Source organism: Chitinophaga oryzae (assembly GCF_012516375.2).
GTDB lineage: Bacteria > Bacteroidota > Bacteroidia > Chitinophagales > Chitinophagaceae > Chitinophaga > Chitinophaga oryzae.
Window position 1 is genome coordinate 5156541 of sequence record NZ_CP051204.2, and the last position, 24809, is coordinate 5181349.

General features: G+C 50.7%; 23 protein-coding genes and 1 tRNA gene. 6 read left to right on the top strand and 18 right to left on the bottom strand.

The features are described 5' to 3' along the window. Nucleotides 1-42: 42 nt before the first annotated feature. Nucleotides 43-1842 (top strand): glycoside hydrolase family 88/105 protein, encoded by a 1800-nt coding sequence (locus HF324_RS20490; RefSeq protein WP_168860697.1) that lies wholly within the window; start codon nucleotides 43-45, stop codon nucleotides 1840-1842. Between the two features lie 4 nt (nucleotides 1843-1846). On the opposite strand, the gene HF324_RS20495 is transcribed toward HF324_RS20490, so the two are convergent. The 11 genes from HF324_RS20495 to HF324_RS20545 all read right to left on the bottom strand — a co-directional run bounded on the left by HF324_RS20495 (nucleotide 1847) and on the right by HF324_RS20545 (nucleotide 10653). Beyond that, nucleotides 1847-3172 carry a hypothetical protein gene (locus HF324_RS20495; protein ID WP_220101213.1) on the bottom strand — a complete coding sequence of 442 codons (1326 nt, stop codon included), beginning with the start codon at nucleotides 3170-3172 and terminating at the stop codon, nucleotides 1847-1849. Nucleotides 3173-3426: 254 nt separating this feature from the next. Continuing rightward, a complete protein-coding gene (locus HF324_RS20500) occupies nucleotides 3427-4728 on the bottom strand; it encodes an HlyD family secretion protein (RefSeq protein WP_168804272.1) in 1302 nt (433 codons plus the stop codon). Next, nucleotides 4718-6925, bottom strand: a complete 2208-nt coding sequence (locus tag HF324_RS20505) for a peptidase domain-containing ABC transporter (RefSeq protein ID WP_220100788.1) — start codon at nucleotides 6923-6925, stop codon at nucleotides 4718-4720. Before HF324_RS20505 ends, HF324_RS20500 begins: the two co-directional genes overlap by 11 nt. Nucleotide 6926: 1 nt before the next feature. Then, nucleotides 6927-7997, bottom strand: a complete 1071-nt coding sequence (gene gwsS, locus HF324_RS20510; protein WP_168804273.1) for a grasp-with-spasm system SPASM domain peptide maturase — start codon at nucleotides 7995-7997, stop codon at nucleotides 6927-6929. A 112-nt stretch (nucleotides 7998-8109) separates the two neighbouring features. Further along, nucleotides 8110-9138, bottom strand: coding sequence for a grasp-with-spasm system ATP-grasp peptide maturase (gene gwsG / locus HF324_RS20515; protein WP_168804274.1), 1029 nt, complete (start codon nucleotides 9136-9138; stop codon nucleotides 8110-8112). A 91-nt stretch (nucleotides 9139-9229) separates the two neighbouring features. Continuing rightward, nucleotides 9230-9397, bottom strand: coding sequence for a hypothetical protein (locus HF324_RS20520; protein ID WP_159455961.1), 168 nt, complete (start codon nucleotides 9395-9397; stop codon nucleotides 9230-9232). 45 nt (nucleotides 9398-9442) lie between these two features. Continuing rightward, on the bottom strand, nucleotides 9443-9604 hold the full coding sequence (locus HF324_RS20525; RefSeq protein WP_159455960.1) for a hypothetical protein: 162 nt from the start codon (nucleotides 9602-9604) through the stop codon (nucleotides 9443-9445). A 38-nt stretch (nucleotides 9605-9642) separates the two neighbouring features. After that, entirely contained in the window at nucleotides 9643-9810 is a 168-nt protein-coding gene (locus HF324_RS20530; protein WP_159455959.1) for a hypothetical protein, read from the bottom strand. Nucleotides 9811-9853: 43 nt separating this feature from the next. Then, nucleotides 9854-10027 (bottom strand): hypothetical protein, encoded by a 174-nt coding sequence (locus tag HF324_RS20535; protein ID WP_168860698.1) that lies wholly within the window; start codon nucleotides 10025-10027, stop codon nucleotides 9854-9856. A 42-nt stretch (nucleotides 10028-10069) separates the two neighbouring features. Then, entirely contained in the window at nucleotides 10070-10246 is a 177-nt protein-coding gene (locus HF324_RS20540; protein WP_159455957.1) for a hypothetical protein, read from the bottom strand. A 334-nt stretch (nucleotides 10247-10580) separates the two neighbouring features. Further along, nucleotides 10581-10653 (bottom strand) — tRNA-Lys (locus tag HF324_RS20545). 130 nt (nucleotides 10654-10783) lie between these two features. Between HF324_RS20545 and HF324_RS20550 the strand changes: the two genes are divergently transcribed. From HF324_RS20550 to HF324_RS20565, 4 genes are read left to right on the top strand one after another with little or no spacing between them, the layout of a single operon-like run. Next, nucleotides 10784-11314, top strand: a complete 531-nt coding sequence (locus HF324_RS20550) for a GNAT family N-acetyltransferase (protein WP_168860699.1) — start codon at nucleotides 10784-10786, stop codon at nucleotides 11312-11314. Next, nucleotides 11314-12255, top strand: a complete 942-nt coding sequence (locus tag HF324_RS20555; protein WP_168804277.1) for a hypothetical protein — start codon at nucleotides 11314-11316, stop codon at nucleotides 12253-12255. Before HF324_RS20550 ends, HF324_RS20555 begins: the two co-directional genes overlap by 1 nt. Beyond that, nucleotides 12227-13063 carry a helix-turn-helix domain-containing protein gene (locus HF324_RS20560; protein WP_168860700.1) on the top strand — a complete coding sequence of 279 codons (837 nt, stop codon included), beginning with the start codon at nucleotides 12227-12229 and terminating at the stop codon, nucleotides 13061-13063. The genes HF324_RS20555 and HF324_RS20560 overlap by 29 nt, the downstream gene beginning before the upstream one ends. 42 nt (nucleotides 13064-13105) lie before the next feature. Beyond that, the gene (locus HF324_RS20565; protein WP_168860701.1) at nucleotides 13106-13573 is read left to right on the top strand and encodes an SRPBCC family protein; all 468 of its coding nucleotides are present in this window, start codon (nucleotides 13106-13108) and stop codon (nucleotides 13571-13573) included. A gap of 46 nt (nucleotides 13574-13619) precedes the next feature. Here the strand turns inward: HF324_RS20565 and HF324_RS20570 are convergent, their stop codons facing one another. Both HF324_RS20570 and HF324_RS20575 read right to left on the bottom strand, forming a co-directional pair. Beyond that, entirely contained in the window at nucleotides 13620-14111 is a 492-nt protein-coding gene (locus HF324_RS20570; protein WP_168804280.1) for a DinB family protein, read from the bottom strand. A 67-nt stretch (nucleotides 14112-14178) separates the two neighbouring features. Next, nucleotides 14179-15039, bottom strand: a complete 861-nt coding sequence (locus HF324_RS20575; protein WP_168860702.1) for a DUF6630 family protein — start codon at nucleotides 15037-15039, stop codon at nucleotides 14179-14181. A gap of 87 nt (nucleotides 15040-15126) precedes the next feature. Between HF324_RS20575 and HF324_RS20580 the strand changes: the two genes are divergently transcribed. Beyond that, nucleotides 15127-16134, top strand: coding sequence for an RNA ligase (ATP) (locus HF324_RS20580; protein WP_168804282.1), 1008 nt, complete (start codon nucleotides 15127-15129; stop codon nucleotides 16132-16134). 18 nt (nucleotides 16135-16152) lie between these two features. On the opposite strand, the gene HF324_RS20585 is transcribed toward HF324_RS20580, so the two are convergent. From HF324_RS20585 to aspD, 5 genes are all read right to left on the bottom strand, one after another. Beyond that, nucleotides 16153-18195 (bottom strand): TonB-dependent receptor, encoded by a 2043-nt coding sequence (locus tag HF324_RS20585; RefSeq protein WP_168804283.1) that lies wholly within the window; start codon nucleotides 18193-18195, stop codon nucleotides 16153-16155. A 16-nt stretch (nucleotides 18196-18211) separates the two neighbouring features. After that, on the bottom strand, nucleotides 18212-19360 hold the full coding sequence (locus tag HF324_RS20590) for a putative sensor domain DACNV-containing protein (RefSeq protein ID WP_192023265.1): 1149 nt from the start codon (nucleotides 19358-19360) through the stop codon (nucleotides 18212-18214). A 44-nt stretch (nucleotides 19361-19404) separates the two neighbouring features. Beyond that, complete coding sequence (locus HF324_RS20595) at nucleotides 19405-21783, bottom strand: ABC transporter permease (protein WP_168860703.1); 2379 nt, start codon at nucleotides 21781-21783, stop codon at nucleotides 19405-19407. 269 nt (nucleotides 21784-22052) lie between these two features. Beyond that, nucleotides 22053-23102 carry a type II asparaginase gene (locus HF324_RS20600; RefSeq protein ID WP_168804285.1) on the bottom strand — a complete coding sequence of 350 codons (1050 nt, stop codon included), beginning with the start codon at nucleotides 23100-23102 and terminating at the stop codon, nucleotides 22053-22055. Between the two features lie 29 nt (nucleotides 23103-23131). Then, a complete protein-coding gene (gene aspD, locus HF324_RS20605; protein WP_168860704.1) occupies nucleotides 23132-24778 on the bottom strand; it encodes an aspartate 4-decarboxylase in 1647 nt (548 codons plus the stop codon). Between the last annotated feature and the right edge of the window lie 31 nt (nucleotides 24779-24809).

Genomic DNA, 24809 nt, shown 5'->3' on the forward strand with positions numbered 1-24809 from the left:
CCGGTATGGAAGATCTGGCAAACAGCAAAAAATTATGGAGATATGAAGATGATCATCAGGAGAGGCACCGCTATAGGCGTATTCGCCCTGCTACTGGCATGGACCGCCGGGGCGCAGCAACCGGTAGATAAAATAAAAAAGATTGGCGATAAACTGATCAGGGAAACGCCCTTCGCTTACCGGCTGATATTGCCGGGGCGTAATCCCCGGCTCAACAACCTGCACTTTGTTGATTTCGGCCGCACATTCGGAAAAGGGAAAGCAGCGGTGGCTTATGCCTACACGCAACTCACGTTTCCCCGGGACACTGTTATCACGTTGGAAACAGCCCACAACGATGCCTGCAGGATCTGGTGCAACGGCAGCCCGGTATATGAGAAAAAAGGCAACCAGGATATCGAAATAAAAAGAGATGAACGCAGCATGACGATGCCGGGATCGTTCACCCTGCACTTGAAAAAAGGCAGCAATGACCTTTTAATTAAATCAGCCACCTCCGGTAAAGAATGGTGCGTATTCCTGCAACCACCCAGTGAAAAAGACGCAGTGGTGGCCGGGCCCAGGGCTTATCCGGAAATCGGGTTAAAGGAGGTAAAGCATGTTGATAAAAGTGTATCGCAACTGGCAGACTGGCTGGTGATTGGCCCCTTCGCGCCGGGTATTGACACAGCAAGACCGCCGGAAAAAGAAATCCGTTTTGGCGCTATGTACCCGGGCCTGACAACTGCCGTTACCTGGACCATCCCCAAAATTGAAGTGCTGGGAGATGTGATCGGCGCGAAGGAATGGGGCACCACCTACCAATGGAACTACCATAACGGCGGCGTAGCCTGGGCCATGCAACAACTGGGCGAACTGACCGGCGAAAAAAAATACAACCAGTGGGCGGCCAACTTCTGCGATTTCCAGATGGAAGGAATGCCCTTTGTCAACCACCAGGTAAATAGGCTCAGGGCCTATAATTCGGCGAATGCCATGGTCATTGGTTCCCGTTTGCTTGACTTTACCCTGGCTCCTTCCCTCCCCCTTATCTACAGGCTTCGCAAAGAGAATGGATTTAAAAATGAAAATCTCTATAAAACATACATCGGTAAAATGATGAACTATGCGCAAACCGGCCAGATCAGGAGTGAAGGCTATACCAACTATACCCGCACTACGCCGGAAGAATATACCGTATGGGTGGATGATATGTTTATGGGTATTCCGTTCCTGGTGCAGGCGGGATTGTATGCCGCTGACCCGGCACAAAAGAAAGCGTTTCTCAACGATGCGGCCAGCCAGGTACTCGACTTCAGTAAACATGTATGGGACAAGGAGGCACAGCTTTATATGCATGCCAACTATTCGCAGCGCCCGCAGGTGAAGTTGCCTTACTGGTCGCGGGCCAATGGCTGGGCCATCTGGGCTATGACAGAAGTGTTGATGGCCTTACCCAAAGATCATCCCAAATACAAAGATATCCTGGCCCTTTATCGAACCTTTTCCAACTCGCTGGTCCGTTACCAGGCCCCGGAAGGATTCTGGCATAACGTCATTAACCGCAGCGACTCTCCCCTGGAAGTTTCGGGCACAGCTATATTTACCATGGCCATGGCGAGAGGCGTCCGCCTGGGGTGGCTGGACAGGAAAAAGTTTACACCCGTAGTTGAAAAAGGATGGAAAGCTGTGGCATCAGAAATTGAAGAAGATGGCACCGTGCATAAAATATGCATCGGCACGATGTGTTCTGCCGATGTGGAGTATTACATGCACCGTCCTTTCTTCGACAACGATACCCATGGCTCCTTTGCTGTTATATTCGCCGGCATGGAAGTACAGAAAATGATGGACGCCCGGTAACCGGCTATGGCAGCGGTTCATTGAAATCCTGCTGGTAAACAGGCTGGCCATCGAGTTTGCTCAGTTTTACGTAGTCTACCGCACCGCATCCTTTGAAGCGCAAAATAATTTCATTGGCTTCGCCTATCGGTTTGTTATAATCTATATTCCAGATCCGCTTTCCGTCCAGGTAGAAAGCGGATTTTTTATTTTCTACCCGGATGCCCATAACGTGCCATTCGGAAGCGTTGAAATTGAGCCCGCTCAGGTTGTATTCATCTCCCATAATGGTTTTTTCGCCACTGATGAATTTGATATAGGCATAGCCGGCTTCGTTGAGGGCAAAACCATGCCGTCCGCTATCCGACAGGATGTAGAGCATTACATCCGAACGGGGGATGGCGTTTTCCAGGGCTGAGTTACGTACCCTGGCTTCCAGCATAAAATTATCGCCGTTTACCAGTTGTTCTTTATAAAATACATAACTCACAAAAAGATGATTCGGACGCGCTTCCGGCACGACGCTGTCGAGTGGCATACTTACATATCCGTCTTTATGGTAAGCCTGGCGTATGGGCGCCGTTCTGAAAATGCCTTTTCGTTCATTCCTCGTAAACACCGACCAACCTGGCTTGCGGATCTCGATCCCGATCGTCCTGAATGTTTTTCCTTTATACTGCAGGTGGCAGAATCCATCACCTTCAAAAATGTAAGTAGCGTTTACCTGGCCAACAGGCCTGGAAAGTTTCTTGCTCAGCGTGTCGCCGTTAGGTTCTTCAAAAATCAACCGGATATCGTCCAATAGCGCCGAAGGAATATCATAGGAGAAGGTGACTGTGAGCGGATTCATGCCCTTGGTATCGGAGGCGGCAAATTCAATTTTGGAGAGCTGGTATTTTGTATAGCTGTCGCTGATCTTTAGGGTATACAGCAAAGCGGCGCCTATGAGCAGCAGCAGGGCTATTAAGAAATAAATGAGCCGCCGGCTTTTGGGTTTCACCGGCGCTACCGGCGGGGCTTGTACCGTTTCCGGAAGCGGGATGGGTTTATCCGCAGTGTCTGTCGGCTCCTCTTTCCGGGTCTTTTTCATCACGAAATCGATATAACCCGTATAGCCCAACAAGCGGCATAGCACATCCCGGGTGGCCAGCTGCGGATTGCCGGTACGTTGCTGAAAGAACCTTTTGAGGGTATTGGCGCTGACCATGGTGTTGGTCAGTTCGAATATCATGTTTTCAAGTGTCTTGAACTGATCCAGGTCCCAGGAATCTGATGGCCCCCAGGAGGCGAAGCGTGTGTTGTACTCCTTTATAATTTCTTTAATATATCTTCTATCCTTTATTTCATCCATGATTTTCCCCGTAGACGTTTGGTTGATTATCGCAGGTCCGGTGCCAGCATGACAGTTTGGTGCGTCAAATATCTATTTTTCGGCGGAAAAAATTGCATTTATTTCCCCTGCCTCCGGGGAAGTATCTCAAAATTGGTGCTTATTACCCCGCCCAACACCAGCCAAGCGAGGATAAAGCGTTTTTACATCTATTGTTTTTCTACGAAAAAAGTCGTTTTCACCAAATGGAAATTATCCAATAGTAAACCAATACCCTACTCGAACCGAAGTAATTTTCGTAGTTGATAAAAGAAACGTTCTATCAACCGTAGGTCCTGCGTAACAATCTCTGCATTGCCTTTCAGTTCTTTATCGAAGGCAAGTGTTTTGTGAAAAGAGGTTTTCAGGCCATCCGGGAGAATCACATTCACGTAGTAGTTACCATCTTTATCGGGGGTGTTGGCGATGCTTTTTACCTTGCCCTGTACGGAGCCAAATTCCTGGTAAGGATAGTTGTCCAGTTTCAGCAGCACCTTCTGTCCTTCCTTCACTTTACCGGAGTTGGTGGCTGGCAGCTGCAGGCGGCCAATCAGCATATTTTTATCTTCCGGCATAACGGCAACGAGTATATCGCCAGACTTTACAAACTGGTTTTTACCCAGGAACTGCTGAAAGCCTACTACTCCATCTATGGAAGAGGTGAACAGGTAATTTTGTTCCCAGGATTTAACAGACCGCCGCAATTGCTCAAACAGCTGGGCGGTCTGTGAGCTCAGGTTGATCTGGTCTTTTTGCGCGCTGATAGCCACACCGCTTCTCGTTTTTTCTATACCCAGTATACTCTCCTGCAACTGAGAAATCGTAACATTAAGATTTTCAATATTCTGTTCTGCCTGCAGGAATTTGATTTTCTCCTGGCCCATCTCCGCCGCAGACACCACTTTTTCCTTAAACAGTTCCTGGTACCTGTCGAACTCCCGTTTGGAGACTTCATACTTTTTTTGCTCCAGCGCTTTTTGCTGCTGCAGGGTACGGATGCGGTTACGCGACTCCGTCAGGCTCCTTTCTGCCGCAGCAAAGTCCGGAGAATAGGGTTGCAAGCGGGCATACAGCTGTTCATCCGTGAGCGCTTTGGCAAAAGCATTATAGTCAGCCTGTACCTCCCCGAGCTTAAACCGGGCTACTTCCGCCAGGGGGAAATGGGGCAATGCCTTACTATCCAGCGAATCCATGATATTGCGCAGGCGGATCACGTCCCGGTAGTCTGCGGTGGACTGCAACACCAGCAAGAGCTGGTCCTTCGTCACCTTTTGGTGGTCTTCCACAAAGATTTCCTCCACCTTGCTATTGGTGCGTGCTTCCAGTTTCTCCGGCGGATTGCTGGAAGAGATGATCACCTTGGAAGGTACAAACTCGGGGTATTTGACCACATAGCTCATCAGTAAAATGAGCAGCAGAATTACCATAATAACGGTGTTACCCCAACGTATCATCCAGTGCGGAGGCAGCGTCAGAATGTCCTGCACCCCTTCAGAATGCAGTTGCACCGTGTCCAGTATATCTTTTTTAGTTTCCAAGTTCCAATTGATTTTTTACCAGCCTGTAATATTCTTTTTTGAGCGACACCAATTCGTCGTGACTACCTTCTTCTACCACCCTTCCTTTATCCAGTACGATGATTTTATCTGCGTTTTTCACAGTTGACAGGCGGTGAGCGATGATCACCGCTGTTTTCCCTTTGAGAAACTGTTCCAGGTTACCCATGATAGCCTTTTCCGTATTGGCATCCAGCGCGCTGGTAGCTTCATCGAAGAAGATGTACTCCGGTGCTTTATAGACAGCACGGGCAATAAAGAGGCGTTGTTTCTGGCCACCGCTGATACCGATACCTTCGTTGCCGATCTTTGAATTGTAATTCAGGGGCAGGCTTTCAATAAAATCCTTGATGCACGCCACCTCTACCGCTTTGCGCAACTGTGTCCGGTCAATATCATCAATGCCCACAGCTATATTTTTAGCGATAGTATCATTGAACACATACCCTTCCTGCATCACCACACCGCATTGATCACGCCAGTAGCGCGGCGAAACATGTTTCAGGGGCGCATGGCCAATCTTTATTTCTCCCTCCACCGGATCATAAAACTTCATAAGCAACTTCAGCAATGTGGTTTTACCACTACCACTGGCGCCGACAATGGCAGTGGTTTTACGATGCGGGATACGCAGGCTCAGGTTTTCAAATACAGGGGAACCAGCGCCCACATAACGGAAAGAAACATTATCCAATACAATATCCTGTTCCGGTATATCCATCACCGTTTGTATATCACTGCGTTCTTCGTCTTCTTTTTCGTGGATCTCGCTCAGCCTTTCCAGGGATATCTTAGCATCCTGTACCTGCTTTACAAAATCCATCAGCTGTACCAGCGGGCCATTCAGCTGACCGATGATATACTGTACTGCCAGCATCATGCCGAGCGTCAGGTTACCGTCGAGTACCAGTTTGGCTGCCAGGAAACTGACAAAGATGTCCTTCATCTGGTTGATGAAATTGGAACCAACGGTTTGCCATTGCTCCAGGGACAAGGCACTGATATGGATCTTAAACAGTTTTACCTGCATAAACTCCCAGCCCCAGCGCATCTGTCTTTCAGCATTGTATATCTTGATTTCCTGCATCCCATTCACCAGTTCCATCACCTTGCTTTGTTCCTCCGATACCTGGGAGAAACGTTTGTAGTCCAGGTCTCTTCTTTTCTTGAGGAAAAAAGCGATCCATGCAACCGACAATACCCCGCCCAGCAGATAGATCAGGAAAAGCCGGTAATCATACAACAGCAATACAATACTGAAGATCACCAGGTTCACCATGGAGAAAAGCGTATTCAGCGACGAATTGGTCATCAGCTGTTCTATGCGCTGGTGGTCATTGATACGCTGCATGATGTCCCCCGTCATGCGGGTATCAAAATAACTGATGGGCAATTTCATCAGCTTAATAAAAAAGTTCGATACAATGGAGATATTGATCCTGCTGGACAGATGCAACAAGATCCAGCTGCGTATCACTTCTATCCCGGTCCTTCCTACAAACAACATCACCTGTGCCAGTAGTACCAGGTAGATAAAATTCAGGTCATGGTTCTGTATGCCGATGTCTACAATACTCTGGGTGAGAAAGGGAAAGATCAGTGACAGCACGCTACCGGCCAGCAGGCCGAGGGTAAGCTGGGTGATGAGTTTTTTGTACCGGAAAAAATAGCTAAAGAGGAAAGAAATATCTTTCCTCCTGGCAGGTGTATCGGTTTCTGATTCATAAAATTCGGGCGTAGTTTCCAGCAGCAGGGCAATTCCTTCTTCATCATTTTCCTTTTTTCCTTTGCCCATCCAACCATCAATGAATTCCTGCCGGGTATAGGTGATCAGCCCATAGGCCGGATCGGACACGTGAACGAGGGTACGTCCACCTGATTTTTTGATGTTATAAACGACAACAAAATGTTGTTGTCCCCAGTGGCAAATACAAGGCAGCGGCGCCTCTTCCACCAGCGTGGGAAAATCTATTTTCACCGCCAGTGACTTAAACCCCAATCCTTCTGCAGCCGCAGACAATCCCGCTAAAGAGCTGCCCTCCCGTGTTGTTTCCGCGAGGGTACGGATAGCCTGTATATCTGTCAGCCTGCCATAGTGCTTGCTGATGATTTTGATACAGGCAGGACCACAATCCTTCCCGTCCGGCTGCTTGTAAAAAGGAAATTTTTTCAGCTTCATATCATTTGATTATCTCTGCCATTCCATACCATTCGATAGCGGCTTGTTTCATCGGATGTTGCGCCCATTCTTCCCAGTTGTTGGTGTATGGGTTGTACCCGCATTTCAGGGGTTTTGAATAGATGTCCTGTGGATTTTCAATATAAGCCCGGCAGTCCGTACATACATACCGGAATTCACAGTCTTTACAAACAGCGATATCGTCTTTACGGATATGATTGTAACGGTTAAACGTTTTATTGTCCAGCACTGCCTGCAGGGAGGTGTCTGCCACATGGCCATAATTCTCCCGCATAGAAGGACAGTTTTTGATAAATCCCTGCTGATCTATACTCAGTTTACGATTCAGGCAGCTATTAAAACGCAGGCTTTCGGTGAATAGTTCCGTGTTCACCGTAAAGTGGTGGGCGCGTATTTCGCCGCAGGCCATGCAGGAGTTGATTTCTCCGGTGAAATAGTATACCGGTACAGAATCCGAGAATATTTTCTCCAGCTTTTCCTCCGGTGAACTATGCAGCAACAGGGATTTTACCCGTTGGTGTTTTTTCACCAGTTCGTCCAGTGTGGCTATATTCAGGCTTTTATCGTAGGGCAGTACCAGTTTGATATGCCGCAACGTGGAATCGCTGAACAATGCCAGTAACTCTTTCAGTTCAGGCAGCGCCACCGGCTGATAAAACCGGATCTCCAGCCCTTCCAGGTGCTGGTCCAGCAGCTCACGGAAAAATGGTCCGGTATAGTCGATGGTTTCCTGGTATTCAATAACAACATTGGTAATATCCGCAAAGCGGTCCCAGGTGAGCTCCATTGCGGTAAGCTCCGGCAGGATGCGGTCATCGATGAATCCCAGCTCACGGCTGACGAAGAAGTCCACATAACCGGTGATAGCTTCCCGGTTATCTTCCCCATAATGCGCGATACATTCGTCGATGGAATATTGTTGCAGGAACAACAACACTTCAGCGGTATCATTCGGCAGGTGATAAAACCGGCGCATTTGCAGATCACAGAGCAGCGACATATTGGCGCCCTTTACCAGTTGACAGTTTGCGTATATATTTAGATATTCCATCACAGAAAATCAGAATTTGGAGATCGGTTTATAGAAATTATACAGTTCGAATCCTTCCGCGTTAACCCCCGAGGCTTTCTCAAACTTCGTGATGGGCAGGGAGGCAACGGATTCACTCTGCTTCAGAAAATACAGTGGCAGGGGCAGTATTTTCTTTATTTTCAGGTTGCTGATGTATTTCTTTTTCATGGAGAACAGATTGATGAAGTAACCGTGCGAATTTTTTTTCCAGGTAATAGTTGCAGGGATGGGACACCATGCCGAACTGACCTTCCGGGTTTATTTCGAGGAAATGATAGTTCCCCTGCATGTCCACCATCAGGTCGATGGACCCCGTGCGGAAGCGCAGTATTTTCATGAGCTGGTCCAGTTTATGTTCCAGGTCAGCGGGTAATTTATAGGGGACGGTCCTGTTGGGCCGATGGTTATCATAATTCCGGAAATCATCCGTTGTTTTCCGGTTGTTTTGGGAGAAGATGGCCATGGAATAACATACACCATCCAGGTAAAAAGTTCTGATCTCAAACTTTTTGACAATCCTTTCCTGTACCAGGGAGGGGAAAAATGTTTCCGGCACTGCGCCCAGGCTCTTTTGATCGATGGTGCTGGTCAGCATTTTGAAAGCCCGGCGCTCGGTATCCTCCAGTAAAATACATTCGCTGAGGGGCTTTACAATCAATGCAGGGTATTGTTCGAGCAAAGCCATAATTTTTGTTTTGGTAGTCACCACTTCTGTAAAAGGCGTGGAGATGTTTAATCGGCGGGCCAAATGCAACACCTGCAGTTTATTCAGGTTTTTCTCGGACAGGGGATCGTTCAGCCATTTTTGGGCATCAATGGAATGAAACAGAAAAGAATGCAGGCCGTTGAATTCGTCTACCAGAAAACGTTTCAGGGTGTACTGGCTGTTAAAGTCCGGTTGCTTCAGGCTAAACTCCGCCGGAAAGTGAGCGATCTTCCTGCGGTACCAAACCACGGCAGTTTCTGTATTATCCGGCAGATCACTAAGCTGTTGAAACCGGAAGAAATCTTCACCATTCAACCGCCGGTAAGGTATTTTCAAATAGTCCATCCATTGGCAAACCTGGTCTGTAGTACTTTCCAGGTAGGACTGACTTAATATGAGTATCTTTTTAGACATGACCGGATATTGATTTTTTGTGGGGAAAGAACTGCCAGCAATAGCTGGCAGTTCTTTGATTTCCCTCATCATGATGCGGAAGGAGAAATGATTAGTTATCTTGTTTGTGATCGCAGAAGTACTGATCACCTCTCTGCGTTGCAGAGTGAGTAGTAACACCGCCGTCCATTTCCATGCTGGCCAGTGCCATCAGGCCACCTTTAATTACTTCAGGGGTTTCAACTTTTTTTGCACTCAGCTTTGACAATTTCTTTTTCATATTGTTTTTAATTTATCAGGTTAACTACTTTTTTTGGGGATGTACTTAGTCCGCTTTGGTATCCGTAACATAATGCCTGCCATTCCAGGAAGCGCTGTTGCTGGTGGTTTTGTCGCCGTCTTCCAGGCATTGCAGCTGCATTAAGCCGCCTTTCAGTGTTTCAGGAGATGTTACCGCTTTAGGGACCAGTTTTTCTAACTTTTTCATGTGTTGTAATATTGAATGAATGAATAAATGAAGGTTGATTAGTTGTCTTGTTTGTGATCGCAGAAATACTGATCACCTCTTTGGGTAGCAGAGTGGGTAGTAACACCACCATCCATTTCCATGCTAGCCAGCGCCATCAGGCCGCCTTTAACTGCTTCGGAGTTCTCTACTTTTTTTGCATTCAGTTTTGACAGTTTCTTGTCCATGGTTTTTGATTTAAAGGTTAAACGTTTTTTTCCGGGTAATTAATTAACAATCTGTTTTGTGATCGCAGGAGAACTGATCCCCTCTTTGGGTGCAAAAGGCGGTGGTGAAGTAGCAGTCGCCACCTGAAGTATCGGAGACCATTTGTAACAGGCCACCTTTAATGACTGCAGGCGCTTCTACCTTCTTTGCATTCAGTTTTGACAATTTCTTTTTCATCGTTTTTCCAATTTAACAGGTTAACATTTTTCCGGGGTACGATTAATTTCCGGGGTCCTGATTTACGTCAGTAACATAGTGTCTGCCATTCCAGCTCGCGGTGTTGTAGGTAGTTTTATCACCACCGTCGGTGAAAGCTTCCATCTGCATTAATCTGCCGCCTTTCAGGGTTTCAGGGGATGTTACCGCTTTGGCAACCAGTTTTTGTAACTTTTTCATGTGATGTAGTTTTTAATGATGATGTAAAAGTAGCCGAAGGAGTTACACTGTTGAGGCGAGATGAATATTTGAGTGAGAGCGATCGATAATTGCGGTGTTCGGGAGAATATTTGCGGCGTCGGCGGAATACTGGGCGCACATTTTTTATTTCTTCAATAACAGTATTTCCCTTTAGAACTCATAAATTTCATTGCCATTCTTCATATCTTAGTAGAAGCTGATTAACCTGTATAAAGTGCGGGGAAAGAAATCGGGGTTATATAAAAGAAACGCGACCAAACGCTCCACTAAAAAACAAAACCCCGCGCCATGCGCGAGGTTTGTAAGTTGTTTGTGATCCCGCTGGGACTCGAACCCAGGGCCCATACATTAAAAGTGTATTGCTCTACCAACTGAGCTACGGAATCATTCCTTTTTTCGAAAGGACTGCAAAGATAGAAAAATAATTCATCTCACAAAATAAATATCTGATTTCCAGTGCATAGAATGTAAGTTTTTTACACCAATCGCCGGGAAAGGCCGTCGTACTTTTGTACCATGCAAACAATTATCACCCTCACGGGAAAACACGATGTTACGCTGAAAGCCATTACCCGCGGCGACTTACAGGACCTCGCCGTACTGGCCAACGACCCGGCTGTTGCGGCTAATCTGCGGGACAGCTTCCCGTCGCCGTACTCACTGAAAGATGCGGAGACGTTCTTCGCGCTGCTGCAGAACGGTCAATCGGAGCCCACCTGGGGCATCTATGAAAAGGATAAAATTGCCGGTGTGATCACGCTGTCACGACAGGCGGACATCTATCGCCATTCGGCGGAGATTGGCTACTGGCTGGGCGCGCCTTATCACGGCAAGGGTATCATGACGGAAGCGGTGGCGCTGCTGACGGACTACGCTTTCCGGGAAATGAACACCTATCGCATCTATGCAGGTATATTTGCCGGTAATGAAGCGTCAAAGAAAGTCTTATTAAAAAACGGGTATCACCTGGAGGCGGTCAAAGAGAAAGCGATTATTAAACAGGGCCGCCTGATGGACGAACATCTCATCGTTAAACTGAACTGCTGATGACGAACCACATAACGCAGAAAATAAGTAACAAAACCGGCGTGCCGGGCATCGTGGAGGCGCTCGGCTCCCTCAGCGGCTCCGATCTCTCGTCGCTGTTGATGGAAGTGTACCGGCTGCGGGCGGAACAGCTATCTGCCGGAACGCTGTTGCAGCAATACCAGCGCAATGCCTTCGCTCAACCGGCAGACACGGACATGGTCCTGATGCTGGAGAAAGAACTGGAGATACTGCGTTACCTGCGGCAGCAGGGCTACCAGCCGCTGGAGCTGTCCCCGGTGGGACAGTTCGGCAGCTGTGCCGTAGTGGGCACCGTGAGCCAGAAGAAGATCATCTCCGCTATCCGGCATACGGAGGTAATGGCCGACGCTACCAACGCCCTGGCGCTGCATATGGCTGGTATCCGGAGCGAGGGCGGGTTCAACAGCGACATACTCCGCTACAGTACCGTTCACCGGCATATCCGGGCGATGCGGCTCCCCGGGAAAAGCTATACGCCGCACTTTAAGGTAGCCTGCATGGTGGCGGCGGGGAAAGACACGGGTAACTACACGTTTGAATGCACGTCAGTAAAGGAACAACTGTTGCATATTTATTGGCTGTTAACCGTTATTTTTGCTGTACAGCAGGTATCCGTGAAAATCATCCCGCGCAGCGGCTATAAAGGCGATACGCTGATCGCCGCGATCGGGGAACTGTCTGCCGGCATGCCCATGAAAGTAACGGTTGAACCGCAGGCGGAAGAGAACAACTACTACAAAGGACTGCAGTTCAAAGTGATGATACAACCGGGGCAGGGCCCTGAAATGGAGATTGCGGACGGCGGTTTCACCGACTGGACCCAGCAACTGACGGGCAATAAAAAGGAACGCTGCCTGATATCCGGTATCGGTTTAAGTCTGCTTATCAAACATGCGCAACACAGCAAGGGTCATATTTGAAAATGAAACAGGGCATCCGCTCAGGATCGCCTATCCTTCTCCTGCGCTGTGTTCCCTTGTTGAATATTACTTTGAGATAGACCTGTCTCATGCCACGGCTATGCAATCCATGAAAGGGCTGCCGGCGGTGACGACGCTGCTGGCTTTTCCCCTGCGCCCCACGGCATGGACTTCCGTCGACGATGCCAATGGCAGGGTGCTCCGGTTGCAACATTCGCAGTTCCTCGGGCATCTCACCCATTCTTACAGCAGCCTGTACGCCCCCGGCACCCTGATATTCTTTATAAAATTAAAACCCGGGGCCGCTGCCAGGCTTTTCCGCTGCCCTCCGGCTGAACTGGAAAACAGTCAGCTGCCCCTGCCCTTCTTATCGAGAGATACGGGCCTCTTTAAAAACACCTGCCTGGAAGAACAACTGACTGCGGCCACTCATTTTGCGGACCGCGTCCGGCACTGTGAACACGCCCTGCAGCTGACGCTGGTGGAGCTTCCCGATACCGATCACCGGTTCGACATGGTGGCGCACTGCCTCCGTAAATTTGAATCGTTGCAGCTAAAGGACGAGAAAGGGCTGCAACATCTCTGTGGCAGCCTGCACGTCACCTACGCGTCTTTGAGAAGATACTTCCTGTCAACACTGGGCGTAACGCCCAAATTTGCACAGAAGACCATCCGCTTTAAAAAAGCCCTGCAGGAATACAGGTCCTGCGGATATAACTTCTATTATGAAGATTTTGGTTACACCGATTTTTCACACTTTGCCAAAGATGCCAGGGCGCTTACCGGGAGTAGTCCCCTGGAGTTGTAAAGGATGTAATACTCCGGCCTGAAAATTGTGCAAAAAACAACCATGGAAATACCAAATATCACCAGGCATCTTCAGGTACCGGTACCTCCGGACCAGGCCTATACGAAATTCGTCTACGAAATCAATGAATGGTGGCCCAAAGCCTATACCTGGTCGGGCGAAAAATTGCTGAATATCCGCATCCATCCGGCGGTCAACGGCCTTTGCACCGAAACAGGCCCGTATGAGTTCCGGTGCGACTGGGGCCGGGTCATTTACATTACCGAAGGGGAAAGCATCGCCTTTTTATGGCAGATTGGGCCTGACAGAACGCCCGAGCCGGACCCGGACAAAGCCAGTGAGGTGTTTTTGCACTTTTTTAAGGAGAGCGATCAGAAGACGAGGATCGATTTCGGACACCGGCATTTTGCGCGGCACGGACAGAAAGGAGGTTTGTATAGGGAAGCCATGAACAACCCGGAAGGCTGGGATTTCATCCTGGATAAATTCGTACAGTATTGTTCAGCATAAAACGCCTTTCCACCGGGGCCCGTACCGGCAGAAAGGCGTTTTAGCATCAGTTCTCGTCAGCACTTGGCCCGTAGCTGCCGGGAATCGGTATGTCCAGAAGGCGCAGGTATACGCCCAGCTGTGCCCTGTGGTGCACAATCTGGCAGTAAGCCATCCGGATCACCTCCGCTTTGGTGCGGGTACTGATAACATGGTCTCCGTCCCGTAACGTCCATAGATCATTCAGCTGCTCCGGATCGGCGGCTTCCAGGTGTTTTTTACCGTCTTCCAGGGTAGCGTCGAAATAATCCAGCAGCTCCTGCGTGTTCTTCACAGGCGCCGGCTTATAATCCATTGTTGAAAAATCCAGTTCAGGCGTGTTCAGCGTCATGGTAACCCAGCCGGGCAGCTCCGCCACATGGGTCGCCAACCGCAGCATGGTCATGCTTTTGGGATGCGGCTGCCAGTTGTATTTGTCCTCCGGGATGCGGGACAGCATCTTACGGGAAGTCACTGCTTCCTCGTTCATCTCTTTCAGTAATGCTTGAATCACAGACATGGTAGTTACGTTTTGTTTTCTGAAAACAAAGTAAAAACCAGGGTGTGACAACCCTATGTCAGCAGCGTCAGAAAATATTTTTAAACGCGGTATTAAACCGCTCTCCAAGGGCGATGACACGCTCCACTGCAGCAGGCTTCACCACCAGCAGGTAATAATCCTCCGGCGAGATGTCCATATGCAGCAGCTGCCAGTCCAGCGGCAGTAACTGCGCCTGTGCCTGCGTAAACAGCGCCGGCCCCTGCAGCGAGGCGGGCAGGTTAAAATCCTCCCCCGTCAGCTCACTCACACATTCTTCCAGCCCGGCCGCAGCCGGAAACAAAGGGCAACGCACTACGGGCGCCGCTTTTATCAATACGGAAAGAAACAGGTCCTCCCCTTCTTCGTCTTCCATAAACTCCGGATGGAAAGCCGCGAAAGACGATGGCGCGCTCCACGCCAGGTACAGCGCATGAGCGATGGTGTCCAGGTCAGCTTCGTCGGCATATACGCCGGGCGTCAGCAACGCAATCAGCTCCCGGAGGTCCGCCAGCTCTTCTTCGGCAGACCGCTGCCGCAGCAGCGCCGGAATCTCAATGGCCCTGGCTATGGCGATATGCAGCTCGCGCAGCAGCGCAATGAGCGCTATCTCCAGGTGTTCGTTAACACCCGTCAGCAGCTGCTCCTGGTAAAACACTACCGGCTCCCGCCCGGTAAACACATGAAACACCTCCACCGGATCGGCAGGATAACGCACCTTCAGGGCCGTGTCAAACTTCAGCTGAACACCTTCGGGCAACGTTGCCAACAACGGGCTACCGTCCACCAGGGAAACCACGATATCTCCCTTCAACCCTCTTACCGACAGATGAATATGCCTCCCCGGCTCGCTCTCCAGCGCCCTTACCAGCTTCTCCACGTATCTTGTTTGCAGAATATGCTCGTTCATCCGGCAAATTTAAAGGCATCTCCATAAAAAAAACATATATCTTTGCGCGCTTATATATTTTGTTAACCTTAAAACTTTATTTACCCCATGGAACGTAAACTGGCGTCTGTCGTGGTGATAGACGACCTTCAGCCCATACCCGGCGCCGACCTGATAGCAGTAGCTACTGTAAAAGGATGGAAACTGGTCGTTAAAAAAGAGGAATTCCGCATCGGCGACCTCGCGGTCTACTGCGAAATCGATGCTTTCCTGCCGGAAAAACCGGAATTTGAATTCCTGCGTAAAAGCTCCTTCCGGAAAATGGGCGAACAAAACGGCTTTCGCCTCAAAACTATGAAGCTGCGGGGACAGATCTCACAAGGGCTGCTCCTGCCGGTAACTGTATTAAACGGATACGCCTACACGCTGGGAGAAGATGTGTCCGCCAGGCTGGGCATCGTAAAATACGAACCGCCCGTTCCCGCCTCCCTGGCGGGTATGGCGAAAGGCAGCTTCCCCTCCTTCATCCCGAAAACAGATGAAGAACGGATCCAGAACCTCAGCGCGGAATACGACGCGTACAAAAAAGAATCCTTCTACGTCACGGAAAAGCTGGACGGCTCCTCTGCCACCTTCTACTACCGCGATGGTGATTTTGGCGTATGCTCCCGTAACCTCGACCTGCTGGAAACAGGGAACAACACCTTCTGGAAAATTGCCCGCCAGCTGGAACTGCCGGCCAAAATGGCCAGCCTTGGTAAAAACATGGCACTGCAGGGAGAGCTGATCGGAGAAGGAATACAAGGCAATCCGTACGGCATCAAAGGTCAAACGGTCCGTTTTTTCAATGCTTTTGATATCGATGCTTACGCTTACCTTACCCTGCCCGCTTTACGGGAGATGACCGGGCAACTGGGACTGGAGCTCGTGCCCGTACTCGACACGGCCTTCACCCTGCCGGACACGGTAGACCAACTTCTGCTGGCCGCCGAAGGCGCCTCTGCGCTCAGTCCGGCCGGCAAGCATGTTGAAAGGGAAGGACTGGTGGTCCGCTCCGCGGATAAACGTATATCCTTTAAAGTGATATCCAATAAATTTCTGCTCAATGAAAAATAGCCTGTGGCGCTGTACGGATTACAGCGCCACATTAATACCGCCAAAGTAAGTACGGCCGGGCGCCGGGTTGTAATACCGCTCTCCTGCGGCGTTCAGGTCATTACCCAGGCTATAGGACTGGTTCAGCAAATTATCTGCCCCCGCCTGTATACTGATTTTACACTTTCCGGGGACGGGCAACTGCCACGCTGCCTTGCACTGCATCAGATGATAACCACGCGCATAGGCGCTGTTGGCGTCGTTCAACGGAATACTACTGGTGTAGTTATGCGCTACATACACGTATACCGACTTCGGTAAATATACAGTCACCCCGGACACCACCACGGTGCGCGGCACGCCGGTCACCCGGTTGCCGGAGAAATCCTTACCGCTGCTGACATACTCCCTGAAATAAAAATCGCTCCACGTATAACTGCCGCGCAGCTCCAGTCCGCGGATAAACCCGCGCGAACGCGGCGCCAGCAGCTGCAGCATTCCTTCCGCCTCTATGCCCGTCTGGTTCACGCCGCCGGCATTGACGAAAAATTCTGCGCCGTTGTCGCGCAGCTTGCGTACAATGGCGTCTTTCATGCGGTAATGAAAACCCGTCAGGTCGAGGGAATAACGGCGCGACAACGGCAGCAGCCGCAGTCCCGCTTCATAGTTCCAGCCCGTTTCCGGACGCAGCGCGGTATTGATAACATTATCGGATGCCCTTACTTCCGCTGTAGCCGGAGGAGAATAACCACGGCTGACGGTCACCCTGCCGGTCAGCTGCCCGCTGATCAGATAAGATAACGACAGGCGCGGCATCAGCTGCGGCGTAAAGGCCACTTTCGTGTGGCCGTCACGGTTATAGGTGTAATGGTAGTGGTTCATACTGGCGGCAGCCTCCAATGTCCAGCGTTGCAGCTGTGCATGAAAACGGCTGAAATAAAAATATTGTCCGGCCGTCAGTTTATCCGCAGCCTGTATGGCGCCGCGGACGCCGAGGTTGTTGCCGTAATTGATGATATCGGACACCGTCCGTTGCCATTCAATACCTGCCTGCCACCGCCACTGAAACAGCGGGGCCGCAGGCTTATTGACCCATGAGAGGTAGGTCCGGAAGCCGGCCGTATTTTCATCGCGCGCTTCGTAGTTGGTGATAAAAGGGTTCTCGAAATGCGTGTTGGCGCCAAACACGGCGATTACGTGCTGCCAGCGGGGACTGAACTGTGCTTCATGCACCAGTCCGCCTTGCACGGTACGGTTATAAATGCCTGCTTTTTGCGCGATGGCTCCGGGCAGGGCGGGCGTGGCCGGGCGTGCGGCGCGCGGGTCTTTGTCCAGCTGCGCGAGCGTCAGTCCGCCGGGCGTACGGTATCCCAGGTCGGAATAGAAGCCAAGCATCTTCAGCACATACCCCGGTTTGTATTCCCAGCGCTGCCCGAGCTGTGTGTACGAGCGCCGCATGGCCGTATTCTGCCGGTAGCCGTCGGCCTGCTGATAGCCCTGAAACAGCTGGAAGCCGTAGTTGCCCAGCTGTTGCCGGTAACCGGCCGTCGCATGAAAGAGACCATAGCTGCCTCCCTGCACAGCGGCTTCCAGGCGGGTACTGTCGCCTGCAGGCGGCAATACATCGAGGCGCACCACGCCGCCGGAGTTAGCGCCAAACAGGCTACCGTCGGGGCCTTTCAGCACTTCGGCGCCGCTCAGCACCAGAGGGTCCGGCAGATTGAGGTAGGTGTTACCTCCCGCGTCGGTGAGGGGTATTTCGTCCATGTATATTTTTACATTGCGGATACCGAAGGGCGAACGCAGCAGGCTGCCGCGGATAGACAGCCGGTAGCTGCCGGGCGACCGCTCTTCCATCCGCACGCCGGCGATGCCGTTGAAGGCAGGCAGCATAGAAGCTCCCTGTTGCAGCGCCAGCTGCTGCGGAGACAGCACGCTAACGGCGGTGGGTATACGCAATAACGGTTCTTTCGACAAATAGGATTTTACCACTACCTCCGGCAGGCGATGCAGGGTGTCCTGCTGAGCCGCCAGCGGCAGCGCAGACAGCAGGGACAGTGTGGTCAGCAAAGGAAATTTCATCTGGTTGATTTATCTGTTAGAGCAACAGGATATCTATTCTGTGGGCCTGTACCATTTGCTTGGTCACCGACCAGGAAAAAATAGTGAAATAGCCGTCCTGCGAGGCCACCAGCGCAATAGCGTCCGGCTGGTCATGCACAAACTGGGCGGCCGACAGGTGCCGGGTGCCGCCAATGGAAGACGGATGCACATAAGAAGGGCTGCCGCCCATTACCGGTTCCATCATCAGCACTTTCTCCACCGGGGAGGAATAAGCGGCCCGGGTGATCTTGGCCCCGAAAGCCAGCAGCTCGTGATGCTGATTGATAATGGTAGCGCCGTCTACAGCGGTGAGGCCGCTGATATTTTCCACTTCGCGGCGCAGGGCGTTCTGCCAGAAGATCTCACTGACAGTAGAACTTTCCTGGCGGATCAGGTCTGCCACGCCTGCAAAAGCCGGCGATATCGGGTATTGCAGGGGCTGCACGATCGACTCCTTCCACGAAGCGTTCTTGTCCGGCACTACCAGCAGAATGCCGCCGCGTTTGTGCGCCCGCATGGACACCGCGATCTGTATGAGTACGTTTTCAGGATTATTCCAGAGAGAGGAAGACTCCACACCGAGGAGAGACTTCAGCAATGCAGGGCTGCAGGTGGTGCTGCCGGAATTTTCGTCCACCACTTTTATCTGGTCGCCTTTAAGCATGGCCACGTTGGTGAACTTGCCCAGCCCCATGATACGGCGGTGCTTCACGACCAGCAGTCCCGGTTCGGACACATCCAGCACAAAACAGAAATTGGGCAGTTTAATGGTAGTGCCCCAGATACACAGTTCATCGCCATTAAACCATACGCCAACATGAATGCCGGCCCTTTCCACGCCCGGCGCCAGCTTGGTGAGCACCTGCGGCGTGAGTGGCAGCGGCTGTTCAAACAGCAGCGGCTTGCCCGCCTGTTCGGGGCTGACGAACGCCAGCGACATGCGGGTGGCGTTGCCCTCTTCCCGGCGCAGGCTGGCCCAGAAAGCCACATCGATGATCTTCTCCACCACCCGCGCCGACGGGGCCGACGCCAGATTGTCTACCCCTTCCGCCTGCGCGGTTTCCAGGTGTTTAATAAAATGCGCTTCTATAATGTCGGCTACTGCTGATGCTGCCTGATATGTTGATTCTGTTGTCAGTGCCATGCCCGTTTCTCTTGTTTTCAGGCATAAATATACGCAAAGCCGCTCTATTCAGAGCGGAGGCTCCTGACCGGGTTGGCCATGGCCGCTTTGATGGCCTGGAAACTGATGGTCAGCAGCGTTACTATCAGCGCCAGTAAGGTGGCATAAAGGAATACGGCAGGGCCTAATGTAATACGGTAATCGTACTGCCCCAACCAGCGCTGGAGTGAATATAAAGCGATGGGAGAAGCTATGAGGCAGCTTAACAGTACGAGCATAATGAAATCTTTGGACAGCAGGAACCAAATCTGCGCAATTGATGCCCCCAACACTTTACGGACCCCAATTTCCTTGGTACGTTGTTCCGCCATGTAAGCGGCCAGTCCCAACAAACCAAGGCAGGATATCAGGATTGCCAGTATGGCGAAAATACCTGATAACCTTCCGGTAAGCATCTCCTGGTGAAATTTATTATTGTAGGCCTCGTCCACAAATTCATATACATACGGAAAGGCCGGGTTATGCCTGTTGAAGATAGCTCCAAGCTGCTCTACAGCCCTGTGAGATGCTACGCCCGGCGCCAGTTGGTATAATAAATACATTTCATTGCCATAAGACTTTAAAAACAAAGTCGGGTCAGCCTGACGGAAAGGATTCACCATCAGGGCATCCTTCACTACCCCTACTATCCGGTACCATTTATCGTTCCATTTAATCTGGCTGTTCAATGGATCTTTCAGACGTAGCCGCTTTACGGCCGCTTCGTTTAGCATGACATTCAGCGTATCTGACAGCCCTGCCCTGAAATCACGGCCTCCCTGCAGTTTCATTCCCATAGTATTAACATAATCATCGCCGGTCAGTACCATTCCCATTTCCACCGTTTCCCCCGGTAATTTACCCGGAAAATCCTGAAGATCGGTGTGCCAGTTGATATCCGCCGGCGGACAGGAGGCCATACTTACATGATTCACCAATCCGCTTTGCAACAGGTCCTGCTTTAAGGCGTCTTTGGTTTTCAGCATGTCTTCCGTAAGCAGGGAAGACATCAAACGGGATGTTTCAAAACCGGCAGGCCGGTTTTTAGCGTATTGCATCTGGCGGTAGATGACCAGCGTACTGATCACTAATACCACCGAACAGGTAAATTGTACAACTACCAATGTTTTGCGGGACCAGGTGGCAGATGTACCAATTTTCACGGTGCCCTTCAACGTTTTAACCGGATTAAAGGACGACAGGTAAAATGCCGGTTTCAGCCCGGCCGTAATACCCGTCAACGCCACGCCAACGATGGTGATTCCCCAGAAGCGGATATCTCCCAAAGGGATATGCACCGCAGCACCGGTCATCCGGTTAAAATATGGTAATGCCAGCGCCACAATCAGGAAGCTGCACAACAACGCAATGAAAGTCAGCGTCAGGGACTCCGCCAAAAACTGAAACACGAGGTTACGGCGACGGGAGCCAACCGCCTTGCGGATACCCACCTCTCTCGCCCGCTTCTCTGAACGCGCCGTAGTAAGGTTTACAAAGTTGATACAGGCGATCAGCAATACCAAAATGCCGACACTGCTGAAGATACGGATGTAGTTGATAAAACCACCGGCCTCTTTTCCATTCCTGTATTCACCAAACAAATGCCAGCGGTCCATGGCTTGCAAAATCACAATCGATTTCTCTGCGTTGACATTGCCTTTCTCCCGTTTTTCAACAAAAGCAATTTTAGCCGCTACCTGAGCAACGTTAGCGTCAGGTCTCAGTTTCGCAAAAATCTGGAACGCATTTCCATCAAACCCGCCGGACTTACGATTATTGATCACAAAATCATTGGTCTTATCCAGAAAACTGAAAGGATACAGGTATTTAAACCGAAAAGTGGACGTCGTTGGTAAATCTTCCAGAATCCCCGTTACAGCCAGGTCGTGCTGATTGTCTAGCCGCACCATTTTACCCAGCGGGTTCTCATTGCCGAACAGTGCCTTTGCAGCCGTCTCCGTGAGTACGATGGAGAAAGGATCTTTAAATACAGAGGCGGCATCTCCCTGTAATAAACGGAACTGGAAAGCTTTCAGAAAATCATCCTGCACACCGCCGCCGTTCATCACCACTTTACGCTCCCCCACTTTCAATGCATGACTGCCTAACCAGTCGGTTTCACATACATACTCCATCTCGGGAATCTCATTACGCAATACATCAGCGAGTTTCAGAGACACCGTTGTAAAAGTGAGCGTATCACCGTTACTGTCAAAGTTGCGCTGTACCCTGTACAAACGGTCATGATCCGGCATAAACCGGTCATACGAATATTCATGTACTACCCACAACGCTATCACCATCGCCACGGCAATACCGGCCGCCAGCCCGAAAATATTAATGGCGCTATAGCCCTTGTTATTGAGGAGGTTGCGCCAGGCAACCAGGAAGTAGTTCTTGATCATGCCGGTGACAATCTAAGAAAAATGCCAAACTGAAGAGGATTTTAAACCAACCTTTTTTACATTTAAATAAATAAAATGTGTCCGGTTTTGATACACTGGCTGTTCGCTTCCGTGGCAGCCCTCCGGTTCGCCAATCGGCGCCCCGGGCTTGCTTTCCCGGGAAACAGGTAAAACATCATACTCGTTTTCCATGAGCTGTAAAAAAGCAAAGAGGCCGGCCTTTCAGGCCAGCCTCCTATTATCGGGGTCTCTCTTCTTTGGGGGATGTATCAATACGTAAAGAAATAATCCTGAAGCGTTTTCTTGTCTTTGGTCTGCGTAAGCCCCAGCATCAGCAGGATGCGGGCTTTCTGCGAACTCAGGTCGTCGGCCACAAAAGTGCCCAGCTTAGCGTCGTCGGTTTCATCAAACAACGTTACGCGACCGGACACCACCCTTGAACCGCGGCAAACGGTCACGCCTTTGGCGATAGCACGCGTCACCGCTTCCACATTGGCTTTATTCAGGTTACCGTTGCCCAGGCCGGAAACAACGATACCATCCACGCCGGAAGCCACATAGGCATCGATAGCGGTGGAAGGCGCATCGGCATACAGTTCGGCCACCGCCACGTTGGGCAGCTTGTCCAGGCCAGTGATATCAAAGGGCGTGTTCTTATTAGCCTTACGGAGATCGTGCATATAATACACCACCTTGCCGTCGTACACTTGTCCTAACGGACCGCTGTTAGGTGATTTAAACGCGTCCACATGGGTGGTGCTGATCTTTTCCACGCCACGGCCGTCGAAGATATTTTCGCTGAACACTACCATCACGCCGCGTCCTTTGGAATTAGGGCTGGCAGCTACGGTGACGGCGTCGTAGAGGTTCTTGGGACCGTCTGCGCTGATGGCCGTCGCCGGGCGCATAGAGCCGGTGAGCACTACCGGCAGGTCGTAACGGCAGGTAAGACTAAGGAAATACGCCGTCTCCTCCTGTGTATCGGTACCATGCGTGATCACGATACCATCGGCCTCATTATTTTTGAAGATCTCGTTGATCCGTTTGTTGAGCTTGATCCAGATATCTACCGTCATGTCCTGGCTGCCCACGTTGGAAATCTGTTCCCCTGAAATTTCCGCAACCTTTTCAATACCCGGTACTGCACTAATCAGGTCCCGGATAGGCAGTGAACCGGCCTTATAGGCAGCGCGGTCTGCGGACGCGCCTTTACCGGCGATGGTACCGCCGGTGGCCAATATCTTCACACGGGGAAGCTGCTGCGCGTATACCGCAAAACAAATCATCAGCGAACAGATAACACATAACAGTTTTTTCATACAACCGCTTTTTAATGTTGGGGGAAAGATTATTTTTTCAAAGTTCCGTTACTTTTCCATACACCGGCGTATTCACGCATAATTTCCGTGATGCGCTTGCCGATAACGGAATAGGCTTCCGTAGGCAGGTTGGCCAGCGATACGCGCACCGACCATTCCGGGCCGTCGAAGCCGCCACCGTTCAGCAACACCACGCCGGTCTTCTCCGCCAGCCGGAACAGGATATCTACCGGTTCAAAATTTTGTTGTAACCACTTAAAGAATTTGTCGCCATATACTTTTTCCGCCCATACCTGTATATCTATCTCTGAATAGTAACCGGCATTGAGCGGATCCTTTACCAGTGGTATTTCCAGCTGGTCCCACAATAGTTTCAGCCGTTTCTGCACCAGCACCTGCGTGAGCTGCTTGTATTTATTTTTCGTGTCCAGCAGGGCAAAAGCGGAAAACAGCATCATCTGTGTCTGCTGCGGCACCGACAGGCCTGCCGTATGATTCAGGGCCACCTGTCGGCTGTCGGCCACCATGCGGTCGATGAATGTCAGCTTCGCCGGTTCCAGCGTAATACTGCCGTAACGTTTGTTCAGCGTCTTAGTGACAGCGGGAGACAGCCGGCGGATGTTATCGTCGAACATATTTTTCTGATGAATAGCGATCACGCCTAAACGCCATCCGGTGCAACCGAAGTATTTGGAGAAGGAATAGACGCCGATGGTATTGTAGGGAATAGCGGCCATCAGGGATTTAAAGCCGGGTACGAAAGTACCGTACACATCGTCCGTTACCACCATCAGCCCGGGATTGTCTTTCTTTACAATTTTAACGATCTTCTTCAGCGACTCCGGATGAATGGCGGCAGAAGGCGGATTGCTGGGGTTCACGGCAAACAATATACGAATAGACGGGTCCTTCAGCTTTTCCAGCTCACTGTCGGGATACTGCCAGGTATGACGTCCCTCTTTGTTCATGGAATTGGACTTGATCTCCACGACTTTAAAACTATAGCGGTCCAGCTCCGGTATTTCGATATAAGGCGTAAACACCGGTACCATCAAAGCGATCTTGTCTCCTTTTTTGATGAGGAAGTTCTGCATCAGCGAGTCAAAGATATAGCACATGGCGGCCGTACCGCCTTCCACGGCAAAGAGATCGTATTTACCGGCAGGCGGTTCGTTGTTGCACATCTCCTGGATAATATAGTCGTGCACGATAGGCTCCATGTGCGCCAGCATCCTGTCCGGCACCGGGTACTGATCGCCGATCACGCTTTCCGCCAGTTCATGCACCCAGCTGTCGGCGTCGTAACCGTGTTGTTTAAGGCCATATTTATAGGTTTTCTGCAGCAGGTCTATCCCAGGCGCTGTTTTATTGGCAGACAGAAATTTTTCGAATCTTTTAGCAATGCCTTTTTTCTCCGGGATCCCCGCCAGGCCCTCTGCATTGTCCATCACCCTGCGGCATTCTTCGATACCGAACAGTCCGAGGGTAAAGAAGGCTTCCCGGGGCGTAGTCGCCACCCAGTTGGGATTACCTCTTCCTGCGTTCAGCATCACCGTAGCCGCTTTACGGCTTTCTTCCTCCGCGAGGTTGATCAGGTCGTCTTTCAATTGAAAAGGACTCAGGCTTTCGAGCAGGTGTTCTCTTTTTCTGCTGGTTTTAATTTTTGTGAGGGCCATACACTATTTTTTTGGGAGATTCACAGACTAC

Coding starts and splice junctions, on each gene's coding strand:
- HF324_RS20600 (WP_168804285.1), bottom strand. CDS start 23,102: ATGAAAAAACTGTTATGTGTTATCTGTTCGCTGATGATTTGTTTTGCG.
- HF324_RS20565 (WP_168860701.1), top strand. CDS start 13,106: ATGGAAATACCAAATATCACCAGGCATCTTCAGGTACCGGTACCTCCG.
- HF324_RS20555 (WP_168804277.1), top strand. CDS start 11,314: ATGACGAACCACATAACGCAGAAAATAAGTAACAAAACCGGCGTGCCG.
- gwsG (WP_168804274.1), bottom strand. CDS start 9,138: ATGTCTAAAAAGATACTCATATTAAGTCAGTCCTACCTGGAAAGTACT.
- HF324_RS20535 (WP_168860698.1), bottom strand. CDS start 10,027: ATGAAAAAGAAATTGTCAAAACTGAATGCAAAGAAGGTAGAAGCGCCT.
- HF324_RS20560 (WP_168860700.1), top strand. CDS start 12,227: ATGCGCAACACAGCAAGGGTCATATTTGAAAATGAAACAGGGCATCCG.
- HF324_RS20575 (WP_168860702.1), bottom strand. CDS start 15,039: ATGAACGAGCATATTCTGCAAACAAGATACGTGGAGAAGCTGGTAAGG.
- HF324_RS20570 (WP_168804280.1), bottom strand. CDS start 14,111: ATGTCTGTGATTCAAGCATTACTGAAAGAGATGAACGAGGAAGCAGTG.
- HF324_RS20490 (WP_168860697.1), top strand. CDS start 43: ATGAAGATGATCATCAGGAGAGGCACCGCTATAGGCGTATTCGCCCTG.
- HF324_RS20540 (WP_159455957.1), bottom strand. CDS start 10,246: ATGAAAAAGTTACAAAAACTGGTTGCCAAAGCGGTAACATCCCCTGAA.
- HF324_RS20550 (WP_168860699.1), top strand. CDS start 10,784: ATGCAAACAATTATCACCCTCACGGGAAAACACGATGTTACGCTGAAA.
- HF324_RS20585 (WP_168804283.1), bottom strand. CDS start 18,195: ATGAAATTTCCTTTGCTGACCACACTGTCCCTGCTGTCTGCGCTGCCG.
- HF324_RS20495 (WP_220101213.1), bottom strand. CDS start 3,172: ATGGATGAAATAAAGGATAGAAGATATATTAAAGAAATTATAAAGGAG.
- gwsS (WP_168804273.1), bottom strand. CDS start 7,997: ATGGAATATCTAAATATATACGCAAACTGTCAACTGGTAAAGGGCGCC.
- aspD (WP_168860704.1), bottom strand. CDS start 24,778: ATGGCCCTCACAAAAATTAAAACCAGCAGAAAAAGAGAACACCTGCTC.
- HF324_RS20505 (WP_220100788.1), bottom strand. CDS start 6,925: ATGAAGCTGAAAAAATTTCCTTTTTACAAGCAGCCGGACGGGAAGGAT.
- HF324_RS20595 (WP_168860703.1), bottom strand. CDS start 21,783: ATGATCAAGAACTACTTCCTGGTTGCCTGGCGCAACCTCCTCAATAAC.
- HF324_RS20530 (WP_159455959.1), bottom strand. CDS start 9,810: ATGGACAAGAAACTGTCAAAACTGAATGCAAAAAAAGTAGAGAACTCC.
- HF324_RS20580 (WP_168804282.1), top strand. CDS start 15,127: ATGGAACGTAAACTGGCGTCTGTCGTGGTGATAGACGACCTTCAGCCC.
- HF324_RS20590 (WP_192023265.1), bottom strand. CDS start 19,360: ATGGCACTGACAACAGAATCAACATATCAGGCAGCATCAGCAGTAGCC.
- HF324_RS20525 (WP_159455960.1), bottom strand. CDS start 9,604: ATGAAAAAGTTAGAAAAACTGGTCCCTAAAGCGGTAACATCTCCTGAA.
- HF324_RS20520 (WP_159455961.1), bottom strand. CDS start 9,397: ATGAAAAAGAAATTGTCAAAGCTGAGTGCAAAAAAAGTTGAAACCCCT.